The sequence below is a fragment of the Erwinia sp. 009765445 genome (assembly GCF_058137865.1).
The window spans coordinates 93062-104995 of record NZ_JBYUWC010000007.1 but is presented as its reverse complement, the minus strand read 5'-3'; the positions used below and the strand labels follow the sequence as shown (position 1 = coordinate 104995).

The following is an 11934-nucleotide window of genomic DNA, read 5'->3' as shown; positions in this document are numbered from 1 at the left end:
TATGCATGTCGGCTGAAACGGGTGGAAATAGCGAAAACGTATGAGGTTATGCCTGGAATGCAACAGGGAATTAATGTGAGGGCGGTCAAAAATTCAACCTGCTGAATAACGATGAAAAACCGCTGATCACGGCAGGGCACCGCTCAGCCCGGCAAAATAACCGCTCAGCTATTTTTTCTCCTGCGGGGTTCTAAAGTTAGCCAACATAGAGACGGTCTGGTTCAGCCGCATACCTCTGCAAAACCGTGCTTTTAACGCTGACCAGACAGGGCTCGTCGTTTTGTCTCTTCTCTGACATCAGGCATTGCAAATTATGAACAATAAAAAACTGCTCCGGCATCTGCCCTGGGCGATCATCGGCATCCTTGGAGCCTTCTGTCTGGCCACTGTCGCCCTGCGCCGCGGGGAACACGTCAGCGCATTGTGGATCGTGGTGGCTTCTGTTTCTGTCTATCTGGTGGCCTACCGCTATTACAGCCTCTACATCGCGCAAAAAGTGATGAAGCTGGACCCCACGCGCGCCACGCCAGCCGTGATTAACAATGACGGGCTGAACTACGTCCCCACCAATAAATTTGTGCTGTTTGGTCACCATTTCGCGGCGATTGCCGGAGCGGGTCCGCTGGTGGGGCCGGTGCTGGCGGCGCAAATGGGTTACCTGCCTGGCGTGCTGTGGCTGCTGGCGGGGGTTGTACTGGCCGGGGCGGTGCAGGACTTTATGGTGTTGTTTATCTCTTCCCGCCGTAACGGTGCGTCGCTGGGCGAGATGGTAAAAGAAGAGATGGGGCCGGTGCCGGGAACGATTGCCCTGTTTGGCTGCTTCATCATTATGATTATTATCCTGGCCGTGCTTGCATTGATTGTGGTGAAAGCGCTGGCCGAAAGTCCCTGGGGCGTGTTTACCGTTTGTTCGACCGTGCCCATCGCGCTCTTTATGGGGGTGTATATGCGTTTCCTCCGGCCAGGGCGGGTCGGTGAAATCTCCGTTATCGGCATTTTGTTGCTGGTTGCTTCCATCTGGTTTGGCGGCGTGATTGCTCACGATCCTTACTGGGGCCCAGCTCTGACATTTAAAGACACCGCCATCACCTTTACGCTGATTGGTTATGCGTTTGTCTCGGCACTGCTGCCGGTCTGGCTGATTCTGGCACCGCGTGACTACCTGGCTACCTTCCTGAAAATCGGGGTGATTATCGGGCTTGCGCTGGGCATTATTATCCTCAACCCTGACCTGAAAATGCCCGCGCTGACCCAGTACATTGATGGCACCGGGCCATTGTGGAAGGGAGCGCTGTTCCCGTTCCTGTTTATCACTATTGCCTGTGGTGCGGTCTCTGGCTTCCATGCCCTGATCGCCTCCGGGACCACGCCAAAACTGCTGGCCTTTGAAACCGAAGCGCGGTTTATCGGTTATGGCGCGATGCTGATGGAATCTTTTGTGGCGGTGATGGCGCTGGTTGCGGCCTCAATTATTGAACCGGGTCTCTACTTTGCCATGAACACCCCGCCAGCCGGGTTGGGCATCACTATGCCTAACCTGCACGAACTGGGGGGAGCGAACGCACCGGCGATTATGGCGCAGCTGCATGAAGTTACGGCTCAGGCGGCGGCCACCGTCAGTTCATGGGGTTTTGTCATTTCTCCTGAGCAAATCCTGCAGACCGCCAAAGACATTGGTGAACCTTCAGTGATGAACCGTGCCGGCGGTGCGCCAACGCTGGCGGTGGGGATTGCGATGGTGTTCCACAAGATCGTACCGGTGGCGGATATGGGCTTCTGGTACCACTTTGGCATCCTGTTTGAAGCGCTGTTTATCCTGACCGCGCTGGATGCGGGCACCCGTTCCGGACGCTTTATGTTGCAGGATTTGCTGGGGAACTTTATCCCGTTCCTGAAGAAGACTGACTCGCTGGTGGCGGGGGTAATCGGTACCGCTGGCTGTGTGGGGCTATGGGGCTATCTGCTGTATCAGGGCGTGGTCGACCCGCTGGGTGGGGTGAAAAGCCTGTGGCCGCTGTTCGGGATTTCGAACCAGATGCTGGCGGCTGTAGCGCTGGTGCTGGTGACGGTGATCCTGATTAAAATGAAGCGTACCCGCTATATCTGGGTCACCGTGCTGCCAGCCAGCTGGCTGCTGATTTGCACCACCTGGGCGCTGGGCATGAAGCTGTTCAGCAGCAGGCCAGAGATGGAAGGTTTCTTCTACATGGCGCGGGAATACAAAGCCCGTGTCGCCGCCGGTGGCGCGGATTTGACCGTTCAGCAGGTAACGAACATGAATCATATCGTGATCAATAACTACACTAACGCAGGCCTGAGCATTCTCTTCCTCGTGGTGGTGTACAGTATCATTTTCTATGGTATTCGCGCCGCGATGAAGTCCGCCCGTTCCACTCAGCGAACGGACAAAGAGACGCCGTACGTTGCCATCCCGGAGGAGGGGGTGAACATCTCCTCCGGCCACTGATAATAATGCCAGCCTCACTTCGGTGGGGCTTTAACGTCAGGAACTTTTATGTTCGGAAATTTAGGCGAAGCCACCAAATATCTGGGCCAGGCGGCCAGAATGCTGATCGGCATTCCGGATTACGACACTTACGTTCAGCATATGCAGACCAACCATCCGGACCAGCCGGTAATGACTTACAACGAATTTTTCCGTGAACGTCAGCAGGCCCGATACGGCGGTGACGGCAAAGGCGGCATGCGCTGTTGCTGAAGTAATAGCTTAAAGGGAGGGGAGAACGTGGCTCAAATTGCAGTAACGGTATTAACCGGATTTTTAGGGGCAGGGAAAACCACGCTGTTGCGCCATATTCTTGATGAACAGCATGGCTACCAGATAGTGGTGATTGAGAATGAATTTGGCGAAGTCCCGCTGGACGATCAGCTGGTTGGCGATCGGGCGACGCAGCTCAGAACGCTGAGCAACGGCTGTATCTGCTGCACCCGCTCCGGTGAGCTGGAAGAGACGCTGCTGGATCTGCTCGACGAGCTGGATAAAGGTGAGGTCAGCTTTGATCGTCTGATCATTGAGTGCACCGGCATGGCCGATCCCGGGCCGGTAATCCAGGCATTTTTCACCCATGAAACGATCTGTCAACGCTACCTGCTGGACGGGGTCATTACCCTCGTTGATGCCGTGCATGCTCAGCAGCAGCTCGATAAATTCCCCATTGCCCAGTCACAGGTTGGCTATGCTGACCGTCTGCTACTGACCAAAACGGATGTTGCCCCGGACAGCTGTGAGCTGACAGGGCGGTTGCAGCGCATTAATGCTCGTGCGCCAGTTCATCCGGTGATTAACGGTGAGATCGACCCGGCACTGCTGTTCAACACCCGTGGGTTCATGCTGGAAGAAGAGGTGGTTTCGGGCAGTCGGAGTTTCCACTTCATCCTGCAGCAGCAAAACCAGATATCTTCAATTGTGGTGGAGTTTGATTATCCGCTGGTGCTGGGAGAAGTCTCTGACGTGATGGAGGGGCTGCTGCTGAGTTTTGCCGATAAGCTCCTGCGCTACAAAGGGATGTTATGGATCGCTGGCGAGCCTAAGCGCCTGTTATTTCAGGGCGTGCAGCGCCTTTACAGCGCCGACTGGGATCGCGAATGGCAGCCAGAAGAGACGCAAAAAAGCCAACTGGTGTTTATCGGTATCCAGCTTCCGGAAGCTGAAATCCGCCAGGCTTTTGCCGCGCTGCGACATGAATAACCGGTATGACAGCTTTTCTGTCTGGGGTGTTAAAGCCCCAGACTTTTTTTCAGCGGTTTAAGATAACGGCGGCTGACCGGTACGGTCAGGCCACTGCGTAACAGCAGCTCCGCCTGGCCGTTATCTTCCAGACGGATCTCCTGCAACTGCGCCATATTAACCAGATACTGGCGATGGCAGCGCAGCAGGGAGGTCCGGCTTTCCAGCGTGCGCAGCGTTAATTCCGTCAGCCCCTCTTTACCCTGATTATTGGTGACATAAATACCGCTCAGGCGACTGCTGACGAAAGCCACTTCCTCCATCTGTAACAGATAAATGCGACTGTGCCCGCTGCAGGGTATAAATTGCAGTGGCTGGCTTTCCTGCAATGCTGTCATGTTCTGGGGGATCTGTTGCTGGCGCAGGCGGGAGAGGGTTTTCGCCAGCCTTTCAGCGGTCAGTGGCTTCAGCAAATAGTCAAAAGCATGCTCTTCAAACGCCTGCACCGCGTACTCATCAAAAGCGGTCAGAAATACAATATAAGGGCGATGATCGTCATCCAGCATGCCCACCATCTCCAGCCCGTTGATGCGCGGCATCTGGATATCCACAAACAGGACGTCCGGCTCCAGACGGTGCACTGCACCAATGGCTTCCACAGCGTTGCCGCACTCGCCCACCACGGTAATATCGCTTTCAACCTGCAGCAGGATCCGCAGGTTTTCCCGCGCCAGCGGTTCGTCATCCACAATCAGTACTTTCAGCATGGCTCCTCCAGTGGCAGGCGCAGGCTGATACGGGTGAACCGATCCTCCTCACAGCGGATACTGATGCCGTAGCTGTCGCCAAACTGCGCCCGTAAACGTTTATCCACTAAACTCATCCCTAATCCGTTGCTGTCCGTTTGCGGCTGATACAGACCCGCATTATCTTCAATAGTCAGCACCAGATGACCCTCCTCCTGCCTTGCCTGAATGAAAATTTCACCTTTGCCGAGCAGCTGTGAAGTCCCGTGCTTGATTGCATTTTCAACCAGTGGCTGCAGGCTGAAGGCGGGAAGCCGGTGATGTGCCAGTCCGGGAGGGATCTGAAGCCGCACTGTCAGCTGTGTCTGAAAGCGCGCTTTTTCAATCTGCAAATAAGCATTCACATGCTCAATTTCATCGGCCAGCGTCACCACCTCCGACGGCCGCTTAAGGTTTTTACGGAAGAAGGTCGACAGATCCTGTACCAGCAGCCCGGCCTGCTGCTGGTCGCGGCGGATTACCGCCAGCAGCGTATTCAGCGCATTGAACAGGAAGTGAGGATTGACCTGAGCATGCAGTAGCTTGATCTCGGACTGAGTCAACAGCGCTTTTTGTCGCTCATATTTACCGGCCAGGATTTGGGCTGACAGCAGTTGGGCGATCCCTTCGCCCAGCGTGCGATTGATGGAGCTGAACAGGCGGTTTTTGGCTTCGTACAGTTTGATAGTGCCAATTACCCGCTGATTTTCACCGCGCAGCGGGATCACCAGCGTGGAACCCAGCTTGCAGCCCTGATGGATCGAACAGCTGTAAGGGACTTCGTTTCCATCAGCGTAAACCACCTCGCCGGTTTCAATCGCGCGAAGGGTATAGGCTGAAGAAATCAGTTTACCGGGCAGATGGTGGTCATCGCCGGTGCCGGTAAAGGCCAGTAATTTTTCCCGGTCGGTGATGGCAACGGCCCCGGTTTTCAGCTCGGAGTAGAGTACCTGTGCCACTTTCAGGCTGTTCTCTTCGTTAAACCCCTGTCGCAGGATCCCCTCAGTAGACGCAGCTACCTTCAGCGCGACCGCAGAAAAAGCCGAAGTGTACTTTTCAAACATCGCGCGCTTATCCAGCAGGATGCGCATAAACATAGCGGCACCCAGCGAATTGGTGACCATCATCGGCGCAGCGATGCTCTGAACCAGATGCAGGGCATCCTGAAAGGGGCGGGCGATCAACAAAATAATGGCCATTTGCACCAGTTCGGCCACAAAGGTGATAAAGCCTGCGGTCAAAGGGCGGAACACTTTATCGCTGCGCCCCATTCTGAACAGCAAGCTGTGCATCAGCCCTCCCAGCAGCCCTTCGGTAATAGTGGAGATCATGCAGCTGAGGGCCGTCATTCCGCCGAGAGAGTAGCGGTGCAATCCGCCCGTCAGTCCCACCAGCCCGCCGACTACCGGGCCGCCCAGCAGCCCACCGATAACGGCTCCGATGGCGCGAGTATTGGCGATGGAGTCCTCAATATGGAGACCGAAATAAGTCCCCATAATGCAAAAAAATGAGAAGGTGATATAGCAAAGCAGCTTATGCGGCAGGCGCACCGTCACCTGCATCAGTGGAATAAACAGGCGGGTTTTGCTCATCAGCCAGGCGATGACCAGAAACACGCACATCTGCTGTAACAGCAGCAAAATCAGATTCATTTCGTACATTGCCCGGATCTCGCTTGCCGAAAAGACGAAACATACGCTGAAATCGCCGCAAAAGGGGCCTGAGGCGGGATAAAAATACTGAATCGTGATCTGAGTCGTGAATGCCAATTCACTTCTGACACTATTGGGTGTTCTTTCTGATGCGCTCTACGCAAAAGAAAAATTAACCCCCCTTTTGGGGCTGCATTCCAGACTGGAAAATCCTCAATGCCTGTTACTTTGTGCCATGAACTCCGGTGCTGATAAGGCAACGGAAGGGGCTGAACGGGGCAGCAGTCAACGTTCGGATTAATGTGTTGATGAATGTCAACTGTTCGGGTAGTGTACACACATGGCAGGGAGCTGATGACTAAGCAACATACGGACAAGCAGATTCAGGTGGCCATTGAAGTTGCCATACAACATGGCTGGGTGCTGATCGATGCGGGGAGATCCGCGCATTGTTTCGCCAAACCTCGTTGTGGAATTGCCGGGCACCGGGAGCACATGATGAGCATCTGGTCGACGCCAGCGAATCCCGAAAATCATGCGAAACAGATCGTCAGAAAAGTCAGGCAGTGTTCGCCTTTCAGGCAGGAAGAAGGCTGACGGTTATTGCGGACAGGAGCTGTGTCGCTGTCTTTTGGTTTGAGCGAACAAACAAGAGAAGGAGATTCATATGGCGCTCTGGAATTTTACCCTGGTGCTGTCAGGTGTAACGTCGGAAACACAGGGACTGGAAGATTCACTGTTCAACGCAGGTTGTAATGATGCGTTGGTCTGTCTTTATGGCACCGCCGTTTATCTGGACTTCGACCGGGAAGCGGCCAGTCTGACTGACGCTGTTGCCAGCGCAATCCGCAACATTGAAGGTGCCGGGATCGGTGCCAGGGTAGAGTCAGTGGATTCTGTTCTGGTAGGGTTGAGCGATATTGCGGAACTGACGAAAATGTCCCGCCAGGCGATAGCCCTGTTAAAAGAAGGCACGCGCGGAAAAGGTGATTTTCCCAATCCAGTGCAGCGTATCAAAGGGCAATCACCGTTGTGGAGCTGGGCCGAAGTGGCGGAATGGCTGGTTAACAGTGGGCGGATGTCGGCGGATAATCCGCTGACACAAAATGCACGGGAGCTGGAGCAGTGGAACCTGGCCCTGCGCATTCGCGCTTCAAAAGCCGCTAACAAAGTGGAGGAAAGGGTTCAATTTCTGGCCTGCCCGGAGCAGGTTTTCTCCAGTGTCTGAAGTCTGCTCTGCCTTAATCGGGCACCGGATGTTGAGGCATCGGTGCCCGATTAAGCTGTCATATTCGCTTTAACAATCTTCATTCCGTAACGTGTTTGCCATGAAATCTTCATTCAGGCTCTTTACTGTCGCGATAAAACACCCGGAGAGAAGCCTGTGTTTACTATTGAAACAGTTTTAGACGACCTCTGCCCGCAACGACACACGCCTTCCTGGCAAAAATCCATTCTGAGAGTTCTGCTCCGCGAAAAAGAGTTCCAGCAATTTAACCAGCGTCACCGACACCTGAAAGGGCTGGATATGGTGGAGCAGGTGCTGGAATATCTCGATATTCGCTGCGAGCTGAGCGAACGTGACCTGGAACAGATCCCCAGTCAGGGGCCTGTGGTGATCGTAGCAAACCATCCTCTCGGCACGCTGGACGGTCTGGCGCTGTTGCATGCGGTTTCACAGGTGCGTCGCGACGTAAAAATTATCACCAATCGCCTGCTGAATTGTCTGGAGTCTCTCTCCAGCCTGATGGTTCCCGTCGATAATATGGGTAACCGTACCAATCGCCGGCAGCTGGCGGCGATGCAGGAACAGCTGGAAAATCAGGGCGTACTGATCTTCTTCCCGGCGGGTGAAGTTTCCCGTTTTGGCAGCAAAGGCGTGAAGGACGGCAAGTGGAGTCATGGTTTTGTCCGCCTTGCTGCCCGCTGCCGTGCTCCGGTTGTGCCGATCCACGTCGGTGGCAGCAACAGCGCGCTGTTTTATCTGACCTCCTTCGTTTACCGGCCGCTGTCGATGCTGTTGCTGGTGCGCGAAATGTTCAAAAATCGCGGTGCGCGATTGAAACTAAAAATAGGCGCACGCATTCCTTACTCCAGCTGGCACGATGGCCATACTCCGGCCAAAGAGCTTGCCGCACGCTTTCGCCGTCATCTCTATCGCATGGCGCAGGGCAAATCAGCATTGTTTCAGACCGAACCCGCTATTGCCCGGGCGGAAGATCGTGCGGTACTGAAAAAAGCACTGGCTGGTTGTGAGGTGCTGGGACAGACCGCTGATGGTAAAATAATCTACCTCTGGCGTCGCAATGGTGAAGACTATGCGCCGATCCTGCGCGAATTGGGGCGCCTGCGTGAAATTGCCTTCCGCGCCGTGGGTGAGGGCAGCGGCAGACGTCGCGATCTGGATGATTACGATGACGACTATTATCACCTGATCCTTTGGGATGAAGAGGCGCTGGATATCGTCGGCGCTTATCGTTTCCTGCCCACCGCCGAACAGCTGGAGAAGAAAGGTCTGGACGGCATCTACAGCCACAGCCTGTTCCACTACGACCACCAGATGTACCCGGTGCTGGAGCAGGGTATCGAACTGGGGCGCAGCTTTATCCAGCCGGCATATTGGGGTAAACGCGGCCTGGATTATCTCTGGCTGGGCATCGGTGCTTATCTGGCGAAGTATCCACAATACCGCTACCTGTTTGGTCCGGTTTCAATCTCCGGTGGCCTGCCGCTGGCGGCCCGCGACCTGCTGGTGGCCTTCTATCGACTCTATTTCTCTCCGGCCCTGCCTCTGGCCACTTCCAGACGACCTTATCCGGCTTCATTGCCTGATGTACTGGCTCAGTTTTCCGGTGATGATTATCAGGAAGATCTGCGACGACTGAAGCGAATGCTTAACAATCTCGGTACCGGCATTCCCCCTCTTTACAAGCAGTATTCAGAACTGTGCGAACCCGGTGGCGTGCAATTTATCGACTTCGGCAGCGATCCCGATTTCAACAACTGCATCGACGGGTTAGTGGTGGTCGATCTGCTGCAACTTAAGGCCAGTCGTTTTGAGCGTTATATCGCCGTTCACCAGACTCCATTAGTGCCAGAAGACTCAGTATTGCCAGCGGAATCGCAATTTTAAAATTCTAATTTATTGTTTAAAAACATATTTATCGGACTATTACTCTCAGGCTAATATTTTCTCAGGGTGATTAATTGATCGATCACCGATCCGGGGACAGACTTCATCTCAGAACATAACGCTATCTCATGATAGGTTTACAGGAGGTGAAAATGTTGCCTGGACAACAAACGTCCGCCCGCGTCTGGGACACTCGCAGGAGTGAAAAAAGGCGCCGCATTGATGCTCTCGGCATTAATGGGAAAGTGCTGCCAACCGACGATCTGGTTGGCATGCTGGAGAAGCTGATTGCTCCTGGCGATCGGGTGGTGATGGAAGGGAACAACCAGAAGCAGGCCGATTTTCTTTCGCGCTCGCTGGCGGAAGTTAATCCGGAAATCGTTCACGATTTGCATATGATCATGCCCAGCGTCGGGCGCAGCGAACACCTGGATATTTTTGAAAAGGGTATCGCCCGCAAGCTGGACTTCTCCTTCTCCGGGCCGCAGAGCCTGCGCATCTCTCAGCTGCTTGAGGATGGCCGGTTAGAAATCGGCGCGATCCATACTTACATCGAACTCTACTCCCGTCTGTATGTTGACCTGGCGCCGAACGTGGCACTGATTGCCGGTTTCAAAGCTGACCACAAGGGCAATCTCTACACCGGTGCCAGTACCGAAGACACCCCGGCGCTGGTCGAGGCCGCCTCATTCCATGACGGTATCGTCATTGCTCAGGTCAATGAACTGGTTGATGACGAAAACGATCTGCCGCGCGTCGATATTCCCGGTTCGTGGATTGATTTCGTGGTGGTGGCCGATAAACCGTTCTTTATCGAACCGCTGTTTACCCGCGATCCCCGCCTGATCAAACAGGAACATATCCTGATGGCGATGCTGGCAATCAAAGGGATTTACGCCGAACACCAGGTCCAGTCGCTGAATCACGGTATCGGCTTCAACACTGCCGCCATTGAGCTGCTGCTGCCAACCTACGGCGAACAGCTGGGCCTGAAAGGCAAAATCTGTAAACACTGGACCCTTAACCCGCACCCAACCCTGATCCCCGCCATTGAAAGCGGCTGGGTGGAAAGCGTGCACTGCTTCGGCGGTGAGCTGGGCATGGAAAACTATGTTGCTGCCCGTCCGGACGTGTTCTTCACCGGTGCCGACGGCTCAATGCGTTCCAACCGCGCCTTCTGTCAGATGGCCGGGCAGTATGCGGTGGATATGTTTATCGGTTCCACCCTGCAGGTCGATGGCTTGGCGAACTCCTCCACCGTAACCCGTGGCCGTCTTTCCGGCTTCGGCGGCGCGCCAAATATGGGACACGATCCGCACGGTCGTCGTCATGCCACCCCGGCGTGGCTGGCAATGATCAACGAGCCGGATCCACTGGCACGTGGCCGCAAGCTGGTGGTGCAGATGGTGGAGACCTTCCAGGGCGGCGCGAAACCAACCTTCGTCGAAAACCTTGAAGCCGTGGACGTGGCGAAAGCCTCAGGCATGCCTCTTGCCCCGGTCATGATTTACGGCGATGACGTGACCCACGTGCTGACCGAAGAGGGCATTGCCTATCTCTACCGCGCTAAAACGCTGGAAGAGCGCCGGGCGATGGTGGCGGCAGTCGCCGGGATCACCGATATCGGACTGGGCGTGGATGCGAAGCGCGTGGCTGAACTGCGCCGTGAGGGCAAAGTGGCCTTCCCGGAAGATCTGGGTATCCGTCGCACCGAAGCCAACCGCTCCCTGCTGGCAGCGGGCAGCGTGGCTGATCTGGTTGAATGGTCAGGCGGCCTGTACAACCCACCGGCTAAATTCCGGAGCTGGTAATGACCAGACAACCGCAACTCTCACTGAGCAGCATTGAACTCAGGGCACATAAGCTGGCAGATCTTGCCACGCGCTGTCTGATCGATGAGGCGCGGCTCAGCCCGAAACCGGGTCTGGTGGATGCCAGGGGAAGCGGGGCGCATCAGGATTTGACGCTGGCGCTGATGGAACGGTCGGCTCGCAGCCTGACTCCCACTTTTCACGCACTGGCGCTGAACAGCTGGAATCGCCCGGCCGACGTGGCTCTTCGCCAGCAGGTTGGGCGACTGGGGCGGGAAGGCGAGCAGCAGATGATGCAGGCAACGGGTGGGGTGAATACCCATCGCGGGGCTATCTGGGCAATGGGGTTGCTGGTCAGCGCCAGTGCCATGCTGGCCGGTGAAGGCGATGCTCAGCAGGTTGCGCAGACCGCAGCCCGGCTGGCAAACCTGCCGGACGATGCCGCGCCTAAATCATTCAGTAAAGGCCTGCGGGCCACGCAGCGTTACCGGGTTCCCGGCGCACGCGAAGAGGCGCAGCAGGGATTTCCGCACATCATTCAACTGGCACTCCCGCAACTGTGCCGCAGCCGGGAAGCCGGGGCGGGCGATACGGAAGCTCAGTTGGATGCGCTGATGGCAATCATGACTTCGCTGAGCGATACCTGCGTGCTGTCCCGCGCCGGGCTTGAAGGGCTGACTGTCATGCAAAACGGTGCCCGGACCGTGCTGGCTGGCGGCGGTGTACAGCATGCGGAAGGTCGCCAGGTACTGGCTACGCTGGATGCCCGCATGCTCTCGCTGAATGCCTCTCCCGGTGGCGCTGCCGATCTGCTGGCCGCCACGCTGTTTTTAGACCGCTCAAGTCGTCTCACATTTTAAGAGGA

The 11934-nt window shown here is 55.6% G+C and carries 10 protein-coding genes; 8 read left to right on the top strand and 2 right to left on the bottom strand.

The annotated features are described in order from the left end of the window. The first annotated feature begins 313 nt into the window (after positions 1-313). From AC3Y5R_RS09360 to yjiA, 3 genes are read left to right on the top strand one after another with little or no spacing between them, the layout of a single operon-like run. On the top strand, positions 314-2467 hold the full coding sequence (locus AC3Y5R_RS09360) for a carbon starvation CstA family protein (RefSeq protein ID WP_489921097.1): 2154 nt from the start codon (positions 314-316) through the stop codon (positions 2465-2467). Between the two features lie 48 nt (positions 2468-2515). Then, positions 2516-2719, top strand: a complete 204-nt coding sequence (locus AC3Y5R_RS09355; protein ID WP_158784549.1) for a YbdD/YjiX family protein — start codon at positions 2516-2518, stop codon at positions 2717-2719. Between the two features lie 27 nt (positions 2720-2746). Beyond that, positions 2747-3709: a GTPase gene (gene yjiA, locus AC3Y5R_RS09350; RefSeq protein ID WP_489921096.1), complete on the top strand. Its 963-nt coding sequence runs from the start codon at positions 2747-2749 to the stop codon at positions 3707-3709. Between the two features lie 29 nt (positions 3710-3738). Here yjiA and btsR read toward each other — a convergent pair whose 3' ends face one another. Then, positions 3739-4455, bottom strand: a complete 717-nt coding sequence (btsR, locus tag AC3Y5R_RS09345) for a two-component system response regulator BtsR (protein ID WP_158784551.1) — start codon at positions 4453-4455, stop codon at positions 3739-3741. Then, a complete protein-coding gene (locus tag AC3Y5R_RS09340; protein ID WP_489921095.1) occupies positions 4449-6134 on the bottom strand; it encodes a LytS/YhcK type 5TM receptor domain-containing protein in 1686 nt (561 codons plus the stop codon). Before AC3Y5R_RS09340 ends, btsR begins: the two co-directional genes overlap by 7 nt. A 345-nt stretch (positions 6135-6479) precedes the next feature. Between AC3Y5R_RS09340 and AC3Y5R_RS09335 the strand changes: the two genes are divergently transcribed. The 5 genes from AC3Y5R_RS09335 to AC3Y5R_RS09315 all read left to right on the top strand — a co-directional run bounded on the left by AC3Y5R_RS09335 (position 6480) and on the right by AC3Y5R_RS09315 (position 11929). Further along, a complete protein-coding gene (locus tag AC3Y5R_RS09335) occupies positions 6480-6722 on the top strand; it encodes a hypothetical protein (protein ID WP_489921094.1) in 243 nt (80 codons plus the stop codon). 70 nt (positions 6723-6792) lie between these two features. Next, complete coding sequence (locus AC3Y5R_RS09330) at positions 6793-7353, top strand: helix-turn-helix transcriptional regulator (protein ID WP_489921093.1); 561 nt, start codon at positions 6793-6795, stop codon at positions 7351-7353. Positions 7354-7509: 156 nt separating this feature from the next. After that, positions 7510-9258 (top strand): bifunctional ornithine lipid synthase OlsF, encoded by a 1749-nt coding sequence (gene olsF, locus AC3Y5R_RS09325; RefSeq protein ID WP_489921092.1) that lies wholly within the window; start codon positions 7510-7512, stop codon positions 9256-9258. 152 nt (positions 9259-9410) lie between these two features. After that, the gene (gene mdcA, locus AC3Y5R_RS09320) at positions 9411-11069 is read left to right on the top strand and encodes a malonate decarboxylase subunit alpha (RefSeq protein ID WP_489921091.1); all 1659 of its coding nucleotides are present in this window, start codon (positions 9411-9413) and stop codon (positions 11067-11069) included. Then, complete coding sequence (locus tag AC3Y5R_RS09315; protein WP_489921090.1) at positions 11069-11929, top strand: triphosphoribosyl-dephospho-CoA synthase; 861 nt, start codon at positions 11069-11071, stop codon at positions 11927-11929. The genes mdcA and AC3Y5R_RS09315 overlap by 1 nt, the downstream gene beginning before the upstream one ends. Positions 11930-11934: the final 5 nt, after the last annotated feature.